Origin of the sequence: Bradyrhizobium sp. SZCCHNR1098 (assembly GCF_032489375.1) — a bacterium.
Classification (GTDB): domain Bacteria; phylum Pseudomonadota; class Alphaproteobacteria; order Rhizobiales; family Xanthobacteraceae; genus Bradyrhizobium.
This window is the reverse complement of the sequence record NZ_JAUEXY010000001.1, coordinates 167,876-185,807: the sequence shown is the minus strand read 5'-3', so window position 1 is coordinate 185,807 and position 17,932 is coordinate 167,876. Positions and strand designations below refer to the sequence as shown.

The 17,932-nt window shown below is 65.3% G+C and carries 17 protein-coding genes; 12 read left to right on the top strand and 5 right to left on the bottom strand.

Annotation, left to right across the window (positions count from 1 at the left end; genetic code table 11):
- Window positions 1-356: 356 nt before the first annotated feature.
- From QX135_RS00830 to QX135_RS00820, 3 genes are all read left to right on the top strand, one after another.
- Window positions 357-626, top strand: a complete 270-nt coding sequence (locus tag QX135_RS00830) for a hypothetical protein (protein WP_315735348.1) — start codon at window positions 357-359, stop codon at window positions 624-626.
- Window positions 619-915 (top strand): hypothetical protein, encoded by a 297-nt coding sequence (locus QX135_RS00825; RefSeq protein ID WP_315735346.1) that lies wholly within the window; start codon window positions 619-621, stop codon window positions 913-915. The genes QX135_RS00830 and QX135_RS00825 overlap by 8 nt, the downstream gene beginning before the upstream one ends.
- A 204-nt stretch (window positions 916-1,119) precedes the next feature.
- Entirely contained in the window at window positions 1,120-1,485 is a 366-nt protein-coding gene (locus tag QX135_RS00820) for a hypothetical protein (RefSeq protein ID WP_315735343.1), read from the top strand.
- A gap of 21 nt (window positions 1,486-1,506) precedes the next feature.
- Here QX135_RS00820 and QX135_RS00815 read toward each other — a convergent pair whose 3' ends face one another.
- Window positions 1,507-2,061, bottom strand: coding sequence for an ActR/PrrA/RegA family redox response regulator transcription factor (locus QX135_RS00815; RefSeq protein WP_315715137.1), 555 nt, complete (start codon window positions 2,059-2,061; stop codon window positions 1,507-1,509).
- Between the two features lie 174 nt (window positions 2,062-2,235).
- Window positions 2,236-3,591: an ActS/PrrB/RegB family redox-sensitive histidine kinase gene (locus QX135_RS00810; protein WP_315735341.1), complete on the bottom strand. Its 1,356-nt coding sequence runs from the start codon at window positions 3,589-3,591 to the stop codon at window positions 2,236-2,238.
- Between the two features lie 97 nt (window positions 3,592-3,688).
- On the opposite strand from QX135_RS00810, the gene QX135_RS00805 reads away from it, so the two are divergent.
- The 5 genes from QX135_RS00805 to QX135_RS00785 all read left to right on the top strand — a co-directional run bounded on the left by QX135_RS00805 (window position 3,689) and on the right by QX135_RS00785 (window position 10,790).
- On the top strand, window positions 3,689-4,480 hold the full coding sequence (locus QX135_RS00805; RefSeq protein ID WP_315756844.1) for an ABC transporter ATP-binding protein: 792 nt from the start codon (window positions 3,689-3,691) through the stop codon (window positions 4,478-4,480).
- Entirely contained in the window at window positions 4,477-5,289 is an 813-nt protein-coding gene (locus tag QX135_RS00800) for an ABC transporter permease (RefSeq protein ID WP_315735337.1), read from the top strand. The genes QX135_RS00805 and QX135_RS00800 overlap by 4 nt, the downstream gene beginning before the upstream one ends.
- Window positions 5,290-5,413: 124 nt before the next feature.
- Window positions 5,414-6,742, top strand: coding sequence for a polyhydroxyalkanoate depolymerase (locus QX135_RS00795; RefSeq protein WP_315735335.1), 1,329 nt, complete (start codon window positions 5,414-5,416; stop codon window positions 6,740-6,742).
- 208 nt (window positions 6,743-6,950) lie between these two features.
- Window positions 6,951-7,790 carry a SprT family zinc-dependent metalloprotease gene (locus QX135_RS00790; RefSeq protein WP_315735333.1) on the top strand — a complete coding sequence of 280 codons (840 nt, stop codon included), beginning with the start codon at window positions 6,951-6,953 and terminating at the stop codon, window positions 7,788-7,790.
- 318 nt (window positions 7,791-8,108) lie between these two features.
- Complete coding sequence (locus QX135_RS00785; RefSeq protein ID WP_316233906.1) at window positions 8,109-10,790, top strand: EAL domain-containing protein; 2,682 nt, start codon at window positions 8,109-8,111, stop codon at window positions 10,788-10,790.
- Between the two features lie 185 nt (window positions 10,791-10,975).
- Here QX135_RS00785 and QX135_RS00780 read toward each other — a convergent pair whose 3' ends face one another.
- A complete protein-coding gene (locus tag QX135_RS00780; RefSeq protein WP_316233905.1) occupies window positions 10,976-13,186 on the bottom strand; it encodes a penicillin-binding protein 1A in 2,211 nt (736 codons plus the stop codon).
- Between the two features lie 155 nt (window positions 13,187-13,341).
- Between QX135_RS00780 and QX135_RS00775 the strand changes: the two genes are divergently transcribed.
- The 4 genes from QX135_RS00775 (at window position 13,342) to QX135_RS00760 (ending at window position 15,502) form a co-directional block, all read left to right on the top strand.
- Entirely contained in the window at window positions 13,342-13,770 is a 429-nt protein-coding gene (locus QX135_RS00775; protein WP_315797350.1) for a DUF1330 domain-containing protein, read from the top strand.
- 400 nt (window positions 13,771-14,170) lie between these two features.
- Window positions 14,171-14,485: a metalloregulator ArsR/SmtB family transcription factor gene (locus tag QX135_RS00770; protein ID WP_315715146.1), complete on the top strand. Its 315-nt coding sequence runs from the start codon at window positions 14,171-14,173 to the stop codon at window positions 14,483-14,485.
- Window positions 14,482-14,841, top strand: coding sequence for a polyketide cyclase (locus QX135_RS00765; RefSeq protein ID WP_315735323.1), 360 nt, complete (start codon window positions 14,482-14,484; stop codon window positions 14,839-14,841). Before QX135_RS00770 ends, QX135_RS00765 begins: the two co-directional genes overlap by 4 nt.
- 43 nt (window positions 14,842-14,884) lie before the next feature.
- Window positions 14,885-15,502 carry an ATP-dependent Clp protease proteolytic subunit gene (locus QX135_RS00760; RefSeq protein WP_315773171.1) on the top strand — a complete coding sequence of 206 codons (618 nt, stop codon included), beginning with the start codon at window positions 14,885-14,887 and terminating at the stop codon, window positions 15,500-15,502.
- Between the two features lie 257 nt (window positions 15,503-15,759).
- Here the strand turns inward: QX135_RS00760 and QX135_RS00755 are convergent, their stop codons facing one another.
- Together QX135_RS00755 and QX135_RS00750 are read right to left on the bottom strand one after the other, a co-directional pair.
- Window positions 15,760-16,986, bottom strand: a complete 1,227-nt coding sequence (locus tag QX135_RS00755; protein ID WP_315735318.1) for an ABC transporter substrate-binding protein — start codon at window positions 16,984-16,986, stop codon at window positions 15,760-15,762.
- A gap of 507 nt (window positions 16,987-17,493) precedes the next feature.
- Window positions 17,494-17,859: a DUF1304 domain-containing protein gene (locus tag QX135_RS00750; protein ID WP_316161212.1), complete on the bottom strand. Its 366-nt coding sequence runs from the start codon at window positions 17,857-17,859 to the stop codon at window positions 17,494-17,496.
- Between the last annotated feature and the right edge of the window lie 73 nt (window positions 17,860-17,932).

Sequence of the window (17,932 nt, the reverse complement as noted above, 5' to 3'; positions counted from 1 at the left end):
GCGCGGCAGTTGCGAGCGCGAGCAGGATCAGCAGAAGCGGCACAATGATGGGTGGAACGATCCACTCGCTCAGACGAAACTGCGGCATTGGCTGTCCCTCGCGTGTTTGCGGCGGGAGCGCTCGTGACCCTCAGTCACCGATGAATGCCGTCGGAATGGCGGTGATCACCATTGATACACCCTGGCTCCTGCAATAGCGAGCACCAAAGCGCAGCGACACGGTCCGATGACGCCGGGCCGCTCGTCACGTCGTGCTGATGAGAAAGCGGTGGCTATTGCCGGCCGTAAGGCGCATGCTTCGAAGAGCTCGAAGTTGCGACAAGCGACAGCGAGGCTGTCGCGAAAGGTAGGCGCAGATGAGCATCCGCTCGCGGCGCGAATTCGTCACCTTCAAACATCCGTTCCGGATCAGAAGCATCGAGCGTCTCTTGCCCGAGGGCACCTACGAGGTGGTCACGGACGAGGAGCTGATCGAAGGATTGTCCTTTGCTGCCTACCGCCGGGTTGCGACGATGATGATGCTGCCCGCCGCCGGCTCGCGCTCTGCGGCCGTCGAGATGGTGTCCGTCAGCTCGGTCGATCTTGCAGACGCGCAGCGTGTCGACGCGAGTGCGTCGGATGACTGACGAACCGCTCGATCTCGACAGGCACCGCGGGATGAGCGCGCAGAAGGCCGTGGACCTGCGTCGCGCTCTGGCTGAGGCCGAGAGTCACGCGCGGGACCTGCGCGAGCGACAGGCTGTTCTCGAGCAGCACTTGCTCGCCAACGCGGCTGCGTCGTGGCCGGAAGCCGCCGCGAAGGCGCGCTATCTCCTGAACATGTATGCCGCGAGCCTTGCGGAACAGGATACCAGGCACCGGGAGCTGATCGCCGCCGTCCTGGCCGACTTCTCCCGGCTGACGGGGGAGAGCTGACGCGAGCCGAGGCTAGGGGCGCCGCCTGGCCTTGGATCCCCCGCCCGATCCAAGACTGTTGCTGGCGCAACAACATTCGCTTGTCCCGCCCTCCCGGCAATTTCCCATCTCTGCCCGATAAATGCCCCGCATGGGGCGCAACATCTCGGAACATTTTTAAGGCTCGAGCGGTATCCAGCCGAGGGGTGCGAACAGGGACGACAGATGCGACGGGTGCTCTTGGCGTTGACACTGCTCTACGCGACCGGAGTTCGCGCGGAGGAGATGGCGTTCTACGTCCTGGGCGTGGGCGCCGATTCCTGCGAGCGCTTCATCACCGCCGCCGAGGAGCAGCCGCCCGGCACCTACAAGGCGATCGGCAATGCCGACGGCCCCTACGTCAACGCCATCTCAAAGTATCAGCAGTGGATGATGGGCTACGTCTCCGCCATCAATGCGGACCGCGGCGACGAGGGCCGGCAGATCAAGCTCGATCTGACCGAGGTCGACAGCTGGATGCGCAATTGGTGCAGCCGCAATCCGCGGCGCACCGTCTTCCATGCGCTGCAGGCATTCGTGAAGTCGCACTGAGTGCGGACGAGCCGCAAAAGCCTACTTCGGCGCGCGCTTGGCGAGGATGCGCTGCAGAGTGCGGCGGTGCATGTTGAGCCGGCGGGCCGTTTCCGAGACGTTGCGGTTGCACATCTCATAGATGCGCTGGATGTGCTCCCAGCGGACACGGTCGGCCGACATCGGATTCTGCGGCAGCTCGGACTTTTCGCTGGTGGTCGACAGCAGTGCTGCAACGACGTCGTCGGCATCCGCCGGCTTGGCGAGATAGTCGACGGCGCCCATCTTCACCGCCGTCACGGCGGTGGCGATGTTGCCGTATCCGGTCAGCACGATGGCGCGGGCCTCGGGGCGCTTGCGCTTCAGCGCCGACACCACGTCGAGGCCGTTGCCGTCGCCCAGCCGGAGGTCGACCACGGCGAAGGCCGGCGCTGCCTTGCCGATCTGTGAAATACCTTCGGCGACGCTTTCGCAGGAGGTGACCGTGAAGCCGCGGGTCTCCATGGCGCGCGACAGGCGCTCCAGGAACGGCTTGTCGTCCTCCACGATGAGGAGAGAGCGGTCCGGGTGGTTCGTCAGTTCGGCGATGGCGCCCACGGTCATATCCTTGAGAAGAAGGCTCGATGGTTGCGAGACGTCTGGTCCATCCTCATATGGTCTGCCGACCGGCCGCTGCCAAGATCGCGGGTTGCCGCAGTCTGCGGCGTGACGCCGCGCGGGGCGGGTGTGCTGTATGCCAGGACCACGCCGGCGGCGGCTGCCGCCGAGGCTTCATTCCGGCTCCGCCTCGCCATCGTCGTCCTCGCTGGCCTCGAAGCGCCGTCGCGGCCACACGATCTGGACCACGGCGCCATGGTCGGGGAAGGTGCGATTGCTGAACGAGACCTTGGCCCCGGTCCGCTCCAGCAGGGTGCGGGCGATGAACACGCCGAGCCCGAGGCCGCCGCCCTGGTTACCTCCCGGGCCGTCCTCGGCGCTGGGCCGTCGCGACAGATAGGGCTCGCCGATCCGCTTCAGGATATCAGGTGCGAAGCCGGGGCCGTCGTCGGACACCACGATCTCGACCGTCTCATTGTTCCACCAGGCGTTCACCTCGACGGCGTTGCGCGCGAAGTCGACGGCATTCTCCAGGATGTTGCCGACGCCATAGAGGATCGCCGGGTTGCGCGAGCCGACCGGCTCCTTGGCCGCGGCCACGGCGACGCGCACCTTGATGTCGACGCCGAAGTCGCGATGCGGGGCCACCGTCTCCTCGATCAAGGTCGACAGCTTCATCCGGTCGTACATCGACCCGATCGAGGACAGCTGGGTGATCTTGCCGAGAATGTCGCGACAGCGCTGCGCCTGCTCGCGCAGGGTCTTGATGTCGGAGGTGACCTGGCTGTTGTCCTGCAGGGCGCGCTCCAACTCGCGCGAGATCAGCACGATGGTCGCGAGCGGGGTGCCGAGCTCGTGCGCGGCGGCCGCCGCGAGACCGTCGAGCTGGGTGAGGTGCTGCTCGCGCGCCAGCACCAGCTCGGTCGCCGCCAGCGCGTCCGACAGCTTGCGCGCCTCCTCGGTCACCTGGAACGCATAGAGGCTGGTGACGCCGATCGCGAGCGCGATCGAGAGCCAGACGCCGAACAGATAGATCGGCGGGAAGATCAGCGGCTCCTCGCCTTCCCACGGCAGCGGCAGGTGCATGAAGAACAAGGCGGTTGCGCAGGCCACGGCGAGCAGGCCGAGCATGATCGTCAGGCGGACGGGGAGGGCGGTCGCCGAGATCAGCACCGGCGCCAGGAACATGTAGGAGAACGGATTCTCCAGCCCGCCCGTGAGATAGAGCAGCACCGTCAGCTCGACGATGTTGAGCGCGAGCAGGCCTCCGGCGTGGGCCGGCTCCAACAACTGCATCGGGTTGAAGGCGATCTGCAGGCCGAGATTGAGCAGCGCCGAGATGCTGATCACCGCGAGACAGGGCACCACCGGCAGGTCGAACTCCAGCCCCTGCACCACGATGAAGATCGCGCTCAACTGACCGAGCGCCGCCAGCCAGCGCAGCCGCAGGATGGTGTCGAGCCGGACGCGCTGTCGCGGATGGCGATAGTCGGTGTCGGGCGTGTCGATGATCAGGGCGTCGTCGGTCATGACGGGAACCTAATGCCGCGCAGGCGCGGCGACAAATCTGGCCGGCCGTTGGTGGCCTGTTGCGGTTTGCGGCACAATGCCTCAATGAACCCCTCCCATGACGCAAGATGACGCAGTGCCGACCCTCTCATCCGATTCCAGCTCGGTTTCGCCCGCGATTGCCGTGTCGCGGCTGACCAAGGTCTACAAGACGACGACCGCTGTCGACGGCATCTCCTTTGCGATCCGCCGCGGCAGCATCACCGGGCTGCTCGGCGGCAACGGTGCCGGCAAGACCACGACGATTGCGATGATCATGGGGCTGGTGCAACCGACCTCGGGCGAGGTCGCCGTGCTCGGCCACAGGATGCCGGACGAGGCTGCTGCCGTGCTGGGGCGGATGAATTTCGAGAGCCCCTATGTCGACATGCCGATGCGCCTCACGGTGCGGCAGAACCTCACCATCTTCGGCCGGCTCTATGCGGTGGACCACCTCAAGGAGCGGATCGCGGAGCTCGCCGCCCAGCTCGACCTGACCGACTTCATCGATCGTGCCAATGGCAAGCTCTCCGCCGGGCAGAAGACGCGCGTCGCGCTGGCCAAGGCGCTGATCAATGATCCCGAGCTGCTGCTCTTGGACGAGCCGACCGCCTCGCTCGATCCTGACACCGCCGATTGGGTGCGTGGCCATCTCGACAGCTACCGCAAGCGCCGTGGCGCCACCGTGCTGCTCGCCTCGCACAACATGCTGGAGGTCGAGCGTCTGTGCGACCGCGTCATCATCATGAAGCGCGGTCGCATCGAGGACGACGACAGCCCGGCGCAGATCATGGCGCGCTACAACCGCTCGACGCTCGAGGACGTATTCCTCGACGTCGCCCGCGGCCGCGACCGGGAGGCCGCGCAATGAACGATCTTTCGCTCCGCATCGCCCCGCACCGGATCGGCGCGATGATCCTGCGCTACTGGTATCTGCTGCTGTCGTCCTGGCCGCGGCTGCTGGAGCTGATGTACTGGCCGACCCTGCAGATCATCACCTGGGGGTTCCTGCAGACCTACATCACCGCCAATGCCGGCTTCTTCGCCCGCGCCGGCGGCACGCTGATAGGCGCCGTCATCCTGTGGGACATCCTGTTCCGCGGACAGCTCGGGTTCTCGATCTCCTTCCTCGAGGAGATGTGGGCGCGCAACATCGGCAACCTGATGATGAGTCCGCTGACGCCGATCGAATTCCTGCTGGCGCTGATGACGATGAGCCTGATCCGGTTGGCCATCGGCATCATCCCGATGACCCTGATCGCGGTCTGGTTCTTCGACTTCAACCTCTACAGCCTCGGCCTGCCGCTGATCGCCTTCTTCTGCAACCTGATCTTCACGTCCTGGGCGGTCGGCATCTTCGTGTCGGGGCTCGTGCTGCGCAACGGGCTCGGCGCCGAGAGCATCGTCTGGACGCTGATGTTCGCGCTGATGCCGCTCGCCTGCGTCTACTATCCCGTTCAGGTGCTGCCGCATTGGCTGCAACTGGTCGCCTGGTCCCTGCCGCCGACCTACGTGTTCGAAGGCATGCGCGCGCTGCTGGCCGATCACGTCTTCCGATCGGACCTGATGCTGACGGCGCTCGGGCTCAATGCCGCCCTGCTGCTGGCGTCGTTTGCGGCATTCATTGCCCTTTTGCGTAGCGCGCGCCGCGCCGGCTCGTTGCTGGCGGCAGGGGAATAATTGCGCTTTTCCCGTGGATTTCCGGGCTCATTTCGTCGCTTTGCGGCGTTGACACGTACAACACCGCATTGACGCTTAATTGCGCATTCGGCAGTATGCTGCATTGCAGAGAGGTTGAACGAGAATGCCGATAGGTGAGTTTGGCGGTGCACCGCCCCTGGCGTCGGAAGGCAGTCCGGTCCTGACGACGCCGATGTACTGGATGTACGAAATGGCGCACGCCTCGCTCAATCCGGCGCGCGCTGTCACCGACGCCACCAAGATCCTGTTTCAGAACCCGCTCAATCCCTGGGCCCACACCCAGATGGGCAAATCGGTCGCGGCGGCCTGCGAGCTGTTCGAGCGCACCACGCGCCGCTACGGCAAGCCCGAATGGGGCCTCGACGAGACCGAGGTCAACGGCATCCGGACCCCCGTCGAGGTCCGCTCGATCTGGGAAAAGCCGTTCTGCCGGCTGCTCTATTTCGACCGCAAGCTGACCCGCCCGCTGCGCAGCCCCCAGCCCCGGCTGCTGATCGTGGCGCCGATGTCCGGCCATTACGCGACCCTGTTGCGCGGCACGGTGGAAGCGTTCCTGCCGACCCACGAGGTCTACATCACCGACTGGTCTGACGCGCGGATGGTCCCGCTGGCCGAAGGCCGCTTCGATCTCGACGACTACATCGACTATGTCATCGAGATGCTGCGCTTCCTCGGCACCAACATGCACGTCATGGCGGTGTGCCAGCCGGCGGTGCCGGTGCTGGCGGCGGTGTCTGTCATGGAGGCCGAGCGCGATCCGTTCGCACCGATCTCGATGACCCTGATGGGCGGCCCGATCGACACCAGGCGCAACCCGACCGGCGTGAACAATCTCGCCCAGGAGCGCGGCATCGACTGGTTCCGCAACCACGTCATCACCAAGGTGCCGTTCCCGCATCCAGGCGTCATGCGTGACGTCTATCCGGGCTTCCTGCAGTTGAACGGCTTCATCAGCATGAATCTCGACCGCCATGTCGACGCCCACAAGGCGCTGTTCGCCAACCTCGTGAAGGGTGACGGTGACCAGGTCGACAAGCACCGCGACTTCTACGACGAGTATCTCGCGGTCATGGACCTGGCTGCGGAATATTATTTGCAGACGGTGGAGACCGTGTTCGTCAAACATGCGCTGCCGAAGGGCGAGATGACCCATCGCGGCACCCTGGTCGATCCGTCGAAGGTCACGCGCGTGGCCTTGATGACAGTCGAAGGTGAGAAGGACGACATCTCCGGTCTCGGTCAGACCGAAGCGACGCACGGACTCTGCTCGTCGATCCCGGATCACCGCCGGGTTCACTACGTGCAACCGGGTGTCGGTCATTACGGCGTGTTCAACGGCTCGCGATTCAAGTCGGAGATCGTGCCGCGCATCAACGATTTCATGCTGTCGGCAGCCGATCCGAAGTCGCTGCTCGCCATTGCGGCTGAATGAGCGAAGACGATGGTCACCGCGCATCCGAATCCGGATGCGGGGTAACCCTTTGAAGGGACGCTAGAAACCGGAACTCAGGAGTGACTCAAGCAGTGAATGTGGCGTCGCTTCTTGAGCGATGCTTTTGAATCTGAATTCATGTTTTCGGGGGCGCGCGAGGCCCAACCGCTAGGGTGCGGAACCTTCCGAACCCCTGTATGTTGGGCAAATGATTTGTTTTTGCGCCGAGCGCTTTCCCTGGCGATGGATATGGCAAAATCCGGGCGAGTTCTTCCCTCCCGGACTGACAGAAATGGCCACTCGCGCGCTACTTTATCGGCGGCCCGCCGAACCTTCGCGTCTTCTCGTCAAGCATGGCTCGCAAATCTACTCGATTAGATTGCGGCGTCACCGTCGTGCGCGACGTTATACCCTGAGAATTCATCCGTCGGATCGCGAAGCGATCCTCACGATGCCTCCGCGCGGCACGATCATCGAAGCGAAAGACTTCGCGCAGCGTCACGGCGCGTGGATCGCGGCGCGTCTTGGCCGTCTGCCGAAGGCGGCGCCGTTCCTGCCGGGCACTTTGGTGCCGCTGCGCGGCGTGCCGCACAAGATCGTGCATCGCGCGGGCGAGCGCGGCACGGTGTGGACCGAGACGCGAGACAGTGGCGAGAAGATCCTGTGCGTGGCCGGCGGGATCGAGCACACCGAACGCCGGGTGCTCGACTTCCTGAAGCGCGAGGCGCGCCGTGACCTGCAGAAGGCCGCCGATGCCTATGCCGAGCAGCTCGGCGTCAAGGTCAAGCGGCTGTCGATCCGCGACCAGTCGAGCCGCTGGGGCTCATGCACCTCGGCCGGCTCGCTGTCGTTCTCGTGGCGCCTGATCCTGGCGCCGCCCTTCGTGCTCGATTATCTCGCCGCGCACGAGGTCGCTCATCTGATCGAGATGAACCACTCGCCGCGGTTCTGGAAGGTGTGTGGCAGGATCTGCTCCTCGGTCGAGCGCGCCAAGAAGTGGCTCGACACCTGCGGCAACGATCTGCATCGCTATGGCATCGACGACTGAGGTCTCGACGATAGAGCATCTCGACGATGCGAGTCCCAATGGCCCGGCCTTCTGGTCCGGGCCATTTCTTTGTCGGGTTCCAATCTGCATCGATGAACTCAGAACCCGCGTGCGGACTATCGAATTCTTAAGCCTTCTCGCCTGCAGTCGGAGGATATTGCTCAATTCGGCGGCGCCTTAACGCGGCCGTAACGCTGCGCTCGCCAGATTTACCGCGATCAACCCCAAGGTGACGTCCCAGCGAGCTGCCGGGTCGTTCGCTGCAACCAAAGCGCCGATCGTTTCTCTCGAAACGTGCAGCGCGCTTCGAATCGAACGATGCCTGCAAGCGAGTTCCAACCGGCCGCATCCACACAATTGCTCTCGGCCGCGCTCGACGGTGCCTCCGAGGCGATCCTGTTTCTCGACGCGCTGGGCCATGTCCAGCACGCCAACCAGGCGGCGTCGGTGCTGCTGCGGCGTGAGCCGGCCGCTCTGATCGGCGCCGACCTCGAAAGCCTGGGTCTGCCCGCGGATCTGATCCCGGCGCCCCCCTGCGACGAGACGACGGACGCGCAGCAGGAGGCGGACCAGTCCGAAGCCCGCGAAATGACGATGCGCCATGCCGATGGCGGGCGGACCCGCCTCCGCCTGTCGCTGTGCGCTCTCCCGCCGGGCCGTGACGACGAGCCGGTCCGTTCGCTGCTGTTCATTCGTGACGTGACCACCGAAGTCGACATGCGCGAGCGCAATGCGCTGCTGACGTCGGTCGCCGACCGGACCAACCGGGCCGTCATCGTCACCGATCGCGAGCTCAACGTCCTCTATACCAACGCCGCCTTTGCCAGCCTGTTCGGCTACACGCCTGAACAGGCGATCGGGCGCCGGGCCGAGGAACTGCTGACCGGCCCCTGCACTGATCCCGCCATCGTCGACCGGCTGAGGCAATGCCTCGAGGACGATCGCGGTATCGAGGAGGACGTGCTGGTCTACGACAAGGACGGCCGCGAGATCTGGACGACCGCCTATGTCAAGGCGCACCGGACCAAGCGGGGCAAGGTCAGATATCTGTTCGGGCTGCTCACGGACATCCGGGAGACCAAGCAGTTGCGCTCACTGCAGCAGCTGATCATGGCGTCGCTGGCGTCCGACGTTTCGATCACGACCATCGCCGATCAGCTGTGCCGCCGGGTCGAAGAGCTCGCCCCGGACGTCGTCTGCTCGATCCTGCACGTCGATTCCGATGGCCGCATGCATCCGCTCGGCGGCGCCAGCCTTCCGCCCGCTTATTCGGCCAGCCTCGACGGCGTCGCGATCGGGCCGGACGTCGGCTCCTGCGGCACCGCCGCCCATCTCTGCGAGCCGGTGCTGTCGCACGACATCGACAATGATCCGCGCTGGCAACCCTACAAGGCCGGCCCGCTCGCCGCCGGCCTGCGCGCCTGCTGGTCGTCGCCCATCAAGGGCAAGGACGGCCGTGTCATCGGCACCTTTGCCTTCTACTTCCGTGACTGCCGCGGCCCCAGCCCCTGGCACGAGCAGATCGTGGCCGCCTGCGTCCAGCTCGGTGCGCTCGCCATCGAGCGCCAGGAGGTCCGCTCGACGATCTCACAGGTCGCCTATCATGACATGCTGACGGGCCTGCCCAACCGTGCCCGCATCCCGTCGCTGATCGCCGAAGCCATCAAGGCCTGTCCGGAAGGCGGACACGTCGCCGTCGCCTTCCTCGACGCCGACAATTTCAAGGACGTCAACGACACGCTGGGCCATGCCGCCGGCGACGAGTTCCTGGTCGGCTTCGCCAACCGCCTGCGAGCGCAGATCCGCAACGGCGACATGCTGGGCCGTCTCGGCGGCGACGAGTTCGTGATCGTGCTGCAGAACCGCGATGCCCTGGAAGCCTCGCTCGCGGCGGCGCGCATCACCGCCGCGCTGGCGATGCCGCTGACGATCGGCAAGCGCCAGGTGCCGATGTCGGCGAGCATGGGGCTCAGCCTCTATCCTGATAATGCCAAGGACATCGAGACCCTGATCAAGCAGGCCGACGCGGCGATGTACAAGGCCAAGCGCGGCGGCCGGGCGACCTACCGCTTCTTCAGCGCCGACATCGACAAGCTCGCCGAAGAACGGCTGATGCATTCGACCGCGCTGCGCGAGGCGATCGCCAGCGAGGCCCTGACGTTGCACTATCAGCCGCAGATCCGCACCCGCGACGGCGCGATCCACGGCGTGGAAGCGCTGGCGCGCTGGCACGATCCGGTGCTCGGCGAGGTCTCGCCCGCCAAGTTCATTCCGCTTGCCGAGGAATGCGGCCTGATCGAGCAGATCGGCGTGTGGTCGATCAAGCTGGCCTGCCAGCAGATGGCGTCGTGGCGGCGTGCCGGTCTCGACATCCCCTGCATCTCGGTGAACCTGTCGCCGATCAACTTCCAGAACGTCAATCTGGCGGCGATGGTGGCGCAGATCCTGGCCGCCAACGATCTGCCGGCGAAGATGCTGATGCTGGAGATCACCGAGGGCGTGATCCTCAACGAGCGCGCCACCGTGATCGCGACCATGAACGAGCTGCGCAACATGGGCGTCGGCCTGTCGCTGGACGATTTCGGCACCGGCTATTCGAGCCTCAGCCGGCTGGCCCAGCTACCGATTGACGAGTTGAAGATCGATCGCAGCTTCATGCGCGATTTCGAGAACGACAGCGGCACGCGGGCGATCGTGACCGCGGTCGTGCGCGTCGGCCAGAGCCTCGACGTGGCCGTGGTCGCCGAAGGTGTCGAGACCGAGCCGCAGCGCAAGCTACTGGCCGAGCTCGGCTGCGATGCGATGCAGGGCTTCCTGTTCGCGCGGCCGATGGCCGCCAGCGCCTTCAGCCGCTGGCTGCTGGACTACAGCGCCCATCGCGCGAGCCTGATGCTGCGGCTCGTCGGACGCGCGCTGGCGCAGGCCTCCGGTGATGCGAAAGGCGAGGGTGCTGCGAAAAGCGAGCCGTCATCGCGGCCCGTTGCGGCCGCCGCGGGCTGATCAGGCCGGACTCACTGTCTTCCCCTGACGAGCATCGCTCGTTGCGTCGCACCACGCAGCGCATTTGCGCTTCCGTCGTCATTCCAGGGCAATCGTCAACGCGCATCCGCGCGTTGAACATCGAGATTCCGAGTTCAAGGCCTGCGGCCTTGCCCCGGAATGACGGTGGTCGTGGTGCAATCAAATCAGCGCCGGCCGCCGAACAACCGGTCCACCAGCCAGCCGTCGAGCCCGGCCGCGGGCTCCGGACGAACATTGCTGCGGCTCGGGCTCGGCGCCGCCGAGCGCGCCGAGTAGGCCGCATTGGGCGCGGGGGCCGACGGTGCTGAAATCTGCGAGGCGATCTGCGCCAGCGTCGGCACAAGGCCGGAGCCCTGCGCGTTCGGCAGCGCCGCCACCGGCACGCCCTGATGCGCCGCGCGCATGAAGCGGGTCCAGACCTCGACGGGTAGGCCGCCGCCGGTCGCCTTCCTGGTCGGCGAGTTGTCGTCATTGCCGAGCCAGACGCCGGTGACGAGGCGCGCGGTGTAGCCGATGAACCAGGCGTCGCGGAAATCCTGGCTGGTGCCGGTCTTGCCGGCGGCGATCCAGCCCGGGATCTCCGCCTTCTTCGCGGTGCCGGAGATCAGCGTCTCCTGCATCATCTGGTTCATCATCGCCGCGTTGCGCGGCTCGATCACCTGCACCGGCTGCTCGGCCTGGCGCATGTAGAGCAGTTTGCCGTCGAGCGTCCTGATCCGCGTCACCACATGCGGCGAGACGCTGACCCCGCCATTGGAGAACGGCGCGTAGGCGCCGACCAGCTCGATCATCGACACCTCGGAGGTGCCGAGCGCGATCGACGGGTTGGGATCGAGCTTGGAGGCGATGCCGAGCCGATGCGCGGTCCGCACCACGTTCTTCGGCCCAACCTCGAGACCGACACGCACCGCGACCGTGTTGAGCGACATCGCCAGCGCCTGGGTCAGCGTCACCGGGCCGAAATATTCGCGGGTGTAGTTCTCCGGCTTCCAGCCCTTCAGGTCGAGCGGCGCGTCCTGGCGCACCGTGTCCGGCGTCAGGCCCTGCTCGATGGCGGTGAGATAGACGAACGGCTTGAACGCCGAGCCGGGCTGCCGCTTGGCGGTCACGGCACGGTTGAACTGGCTGTCGGAATAGTTGCGGCCGCCGACCATGGCGCGCACGGCGCCGTCCGGCGTCATCGCCACCAGCGCGCCCTGGCTGACGTTGAACTTCACGCTCTTGGCCGCGAGCTCGTCGATGATGGCGGCCTCGGCGACGGATTGCAGCTTCGGATCGATCGTGGTCTCCACGACGATCGACTCCTCGACCTGGCCGACGAGGTCGTCGAGCACCTCGCCGATCCAGTCGGCGACGTAGTTCACGGTGCCCGCGCCGGCCGGCTTCACCGCCACGGAAGGATGCGCGATCTGGGCCTGCGCCTGGGCGTCGGTGATGAACTTGGCCTCGGCCATCGCCGCAAGCACGGTCTGCGCGCGCTTGGCCGCGCCCTCCGGGTTGCGGTTCGGCGCCAGCCGCGACGGCGACTTGACGAGACCTGCGAGCATCGCGGCCTCGCCGATCGTCACCTGCCGCGCGGACTTGCCGAAATAGCGCTGCGCCGCCGCCTCGACGCCATAGGCGCCGGAGCCGAAATAGACCCGGTTGAGATACAGCTCGAGGATCTCGCGCTTGGAATATTTGCGCTCCAGCCACAGCGCCAGCTCGGCCTCCTGCAGCTTGCGCGCCAGCGTGCGCTCCTGGGTCAGGAACAGGTTCTTGGCGAGCTGCTGCGTCAGGGTCGAGCCGCCCTGCGATACGCCGCGATGCAGGATGTTGGCGACGACAGCGCGGGCGATGCCGATCGGGTCGATGCCGAAATGCTGGTAGAAGCGGCGGTCCTCGATGGCGATGAAGGCCTTCGGCAGATAGGGCGGCAGATCCTTCAGCGCGACATTGGCGCCGGCCATCTCGCCGCGCTGCGCCAGCATGGTGCCGTCATAGCCCACGATCTCGATCGTCGGCGGCCGCTTGGGGATCTCCAGCGACTGGATCGGCGGCAGATGCGCGCCGGCCCAGATCACGACGCCGACCAGCGCGATCACGCCCCACAGGCCGCAGACCAGCGCCCAGTAGAACATGCGCCCGATCGATAATCCCCAGCGCGACCTGCCGCGGCTCGGCTTTGGTTTCGGTGTTGAGGTCTTCGGCTCGCGCGCCGGCACATCGTCCTCGTCGTCGGGCTCGACCGGCCTTTTCTTCGCAGCGGACTTCTTGGGCGCGTTGTTGCCGGAGGGGATGCGATCCTTGGGGTCGAGGCGCAGATCGGCCATCGCGGCCGCAAGACCGAATCGCGGCTCCTTGCGTCCGCCGCTCTGTTTCCGTCCCCGCGCCATACGCAACCCGAGCCCGCGACCCCGCCGTCCGACCACGGTAATGTCCGGAGTTTAAGGGGCAGTTAGGAAGAGCTTAACGCGCGATTAGGAGTTTCGCGCCGCTAACGCCGCGTTATGGTTAAGCGAAGGTCAACAACAATCAGGCGAGGGAATTCATGGGCCATATCGATCCCACCAAGGAGGTGTTCGCGCAGTTCCGGGAGAATGACCGCCCGGGTCCGATCCACATGCTGAACCTGGTGCGGCTGCGCAAGGAGGCGGCCTATCCCGATGGACGCAAGGTCAGCGGCGCGCAAGCCTATGCCGCCTATGGCCGCGAGAGCGGCCCGGTGTTCGAGCGCCTCGGCGGCCGCGTCGTCTGGCAGGGTCGTTTTGAACTGATGCTGATCGGTCCGCAGGAGGAATACTGGGATCACTGCTTCATCGCCGAATATCCGAGCGTGCAAGCCTTCGTCGAGATGATCCGCGATCCCGTCTATCGCGAGGCGGTGAAGCACCGCCAGGCTGCGGTCGAAGACTCGCGCCTGATCCGCCACGCCGTGCTGCCGGTGGGGAGGAATTTCGGCGAGGTGCCGACGGCGTAGGCTGCTTTCGGCGTGCCCATCTTTGGATACCGCTGCTTGCTGAGGAAAAGGTACGTTCCCTCCCCCCTTGTGGGGGAGGGCTAGGGAGGGGGGTAGCCGCGAAGACGGTCGCCCGGAGCTACCCCCCTCCCCAACCCTCCCCCACAAGGGGGGAGGGAGCGCAGCGGTGGGCTGGGTCGGGGCGTGTCTTCATCGCCGCCGTCGTCACCCACGAAGGCGGGTGACCCAGTATTCCGAGACGGTGGTGATCGACCGAGACGCCGCGGCGTACTGGATGCCCCGCCTGCGCGGGGCATGACGTGAAGGAGGAAGCGGCGAGAACTGCGCAGCATGCTTTTGACGATCGAGCGATCGAAAAAGCCGGCTTGCATGACACATAAGTTTATGCTTATGTGTTGGCATGATCGAGAGTGACATCTTCAGGGCCCTGGCTGATCCGACGCGATACGCGATCTTCGAGAAGCTGGCGAACGGCAGCATGAATGCCAGCGCGCTTCGCGAGGGTCTGACGATCAGCCAGCCGGCGATGTCCCAGCACCTCGCGGTTCTCAGAAGCGCGGGATTGGTGAGGGAAGAACGGCAGGGTCGCTTCGTCAACTATGAGGTCGATCCGGAGGGCCTGGCGCAGATCGCGCGCTGGCTGGCGAAGTACCGCGCCTACTGGCCGTCGCGGGTCGATGCGTTGAAGGCCGTGCTGAAGGACATGGACCAATGACCGATATCAAGGCTGACCGGCAGAGCGACGATCTGGTGCTCGACTACGAGCTCGACGCTCCGCCGGAGAAGGTGTGGCGGGCGATCAGCATTCCCGCGCTGCGCGAGAACTGGCTGCCTTCAGGAGAATTGGCCGATGCCGCCCCGATCTCCTCGACGCCCGGCGAAGAAGTTCGCTACCGGATGCGCGACGACGAACCGCCGTATCTTGAGAGCATCGTGACGTTCCAGGTCATGCCCAATGCCGCAGGCGGGACCAGGCTGAGAATCATTCACGGACTGGTCGTCACGAAGCTGATGCGGCGGACGCCGCCGGCGGCGAACAGCAACCGGCGCAGCCTGATGCGCGCGGCTTGACGCTCTAGTTCACTAACAACCCACTGAAACCGGGAGCTCGCGCATGCGCGACACGATGCAACTCGTCCCTATGGTCATAGAGCAGTCCAGTCGGGGCGAACGATCCTTCGACATCTATTCGCGGCTGCTCCGTGAGCGGATCGTCTTCCTCAACGGCGAGGTCAACGACACGGTGTCCGCCCTGGTTTGCGCGCAACTGCTGTTTCTCGAGGCGGAGAACCCAAAGCGGCCGATCCATCTCTACATCAATTCACCCGGCGGCGTGATCACCAGCGGCCTCGCGATGTATGACACGATGCAATTCGTCAAAGCACCGGTACACACGCTCTGCATGGGAACGGCGCGTTCGATGGGGTCGTTTCTTCTGATGGCGGGCGAGCCGGGCGAGCGTACGGCGCTGCCCAATGCAAGCCTTCACGTGCATCAGCCGCTCGGTGGCTTTCAGGGCCAGGCGTCCGACATCCTGATTCACGCCAAGGAGATGGAGCAGACCAAGCGCCGCATGATCAGGCTCTACGCCGAGCATTGCGGACGCAGCTATGAGGACGTCGAGCGCACCCTGGATCGCGATCACTTCATGACCGCGGACGAAGCCTTGCAGTGGGGCTTGATCGACCGGGTCGTCAAGCAACGAGACCAGGGTGAGGTCATCAACGACTGACACTTCCTCGACGCGACGGCGGATCCTACCGCAACAGCCGTTGTCACCCGCGATGCGGTCGAATGGCCGTCGGCGAGCGCACGCAGCGGCGAACGGGCGCAACCCGTGCCGCAATGCAGAACGGGGCCGCGCTATCCCGCAGCCCCGTCCCATCGATGTTGATCGCGTCATTCGGGGCGATGCGCAGCATCGAACCCGGAATCTCGAGGGTCCGGGCTCGTCGCTGTCGCGACGCCCTGGAACGACGTCGAGTGCAGCTAGCCCGCCGCGCCCTTGTCCTCCAGGATCGGGCCGAACAGCTCCCAGCGCTCACCGTTGAACTTCATCATCTGTAGTTGCTTGTTGACGCGATAGTCGGTCGGCGAGGTGTTGATCTTCATGCCCGGCAGCGACAGGTCGCCGACGACGTCCTTCAGCGACGCCGCCTGCTTCATGACGTTCTCGCGCGTCAGGTTGTCGCCGCACATCTGCAGCACTGTCACCAGGAGCTGTGCGTTCCCGTAGCCATAGACGTTGAAATTGGAGTTCTTGTCGCCGTCCGGATAATACTTGGCCATGAAATCCAGATAGCGCTTCATGCCCGGATCGTCCTTCCAGGTCGGATCGAGCGGGTCCTTGCCGTAATTGACCGAGATCACGCCCTTGGAGGCTTCGAGGCCGGCCGGTTGCATCACTGCGCCGACAGAGGTGGCATTGATATCGACGATGTGGACGGGGTGCCAGTCGAGCTCATGCAGCTTCTTGATGGCCTGAGCGGCCTGCTTCGGCGTCGCGGCGGAGAACAGCAGGTCGGCGCCGGCCGCCTTGATCTTGAGGATCTGCGAGTCGATGGTCGGATCGGACACCTCGTAGGAGGCATCGGCGACGATCATGGTCGATGCCTTGTCACCCAGGCCGGCCTTGATCCCGTTCAGATAGTCCTTGCCGAGATCATCGTTCTGATAGAGCACGCCGATCTTGGCGTTGGGATGCTCCTTCAGAATGTACTGGCCGTAGATGCGGCCCTCAGTGAAGTAGTTGGGATTGTACCCCATGGTCCAGGGGAAGTTCTTGGGGTCGGTGAACTTGGTGGCGCCGGTGGCGGCGAACAGCTGCGGCACCTTCTTCGCGTTGAGGTATTTCTGGACCGCGGCGTTGGACGGCGTGCCGATGATCTGGAAGGTCAGCAGCACCTCGTCGTCCTCGACCAGCTTGCGGACCTGCTCGACCGCCTTGGGCGGCGAATAGGCGTCGTCATACTGGATCAGCTTGATCTTGCGGCCATTGATGCCGCCCTGCTCGTTGATCATGTTGAAATAGGCAGCCTGGGTCTTGCCGATCGAGGCATAGGCCGAGGCGGGGCCCGAGAACGGCACGGTCTGACCGACCTTGATCTCGGTATCGGAGGCGCCGGGATCATACTTCTTCTGGGCCGAGGCTGACGTGACGGAGAGGGTGACGGCCAAAGCGGCCGCGCCTGCGAGACGGAAATATCCCTGTCGCATGGGGTCTGCATTCCTCCTGAATGTTGTTGTGCGGCTGGTCTGCCCGGACGGGCGCCATCGCTACAGGCAGTGTGGAGGAACGGCTTGGCGGACGCAAGGCGAGCCGCCCCCGGGACTGCGGCGGTTCCGCGGGGCGAGGGCTTAGGATGCAAGCTCGATGATCGTGACTTCGCGCCATTGCGAGCCAAGCTGCCCCCTGACATTCAGTGTCGTCCCGGCCAAGCCCTGGCGTCGCGCAGCGACGTCAGGGCGCAGAGCCGGGATACATAACTACAGGCCGCCCTGTGGCGAAGACTCGGAGTTGCGATCCTGCGTCGCCCGGGAGTATGGGTCCCGGGTCGGCGCACGCCGTCGCGTTGCGCCGCCGTGCTTGCCCGGGACGACATCTGTGGTCGCTGCTTCAAAACGGCTTCGCCATTTTGCGCGCGAATGTCCCGGAATGACGTCCTCATGGGCACCGACATCGTCCGCAGGTGTCTCGAAGGACGGCCGCGGACTCGGTGCTGATCAAGCTGCCAGCCAGACGAGCACCAGGCCGATTGCCGCCGGCACGCTCTGGATGAACAGGATCTTGCGGCTGGCGGTGGCGGCGCCATAGAGCCCGGCGACGAGCACGCAGAGCAGGAAGAAGATCTTGACCTGGAAGGCGAACGCAGGCGCCGGCTGCGCGAGGCCCCAGAACAGGCCGGCGGCGAGGAAGCCGTTGTAGAGGCCCTGATTGGCGCCGAGCACCTTGGTCTGCTCCGCGCGCTCCGGCGTGTTGTTGAACGCCCTCAAGCCGGCCGGCTTGGTCCAGAGAAACATCTCGAGTACGAGAATGTAGACGTGCAGCAGGCCGATCAGCCCGACGACGATGTCTGCAATCAATGCCATGGTTCGGCTCCCCCAAGCCTGCCGGGACCGGCGGTGGTGCCGGCCCCCTCGTTCAAATCGGCTCCGATCGGCT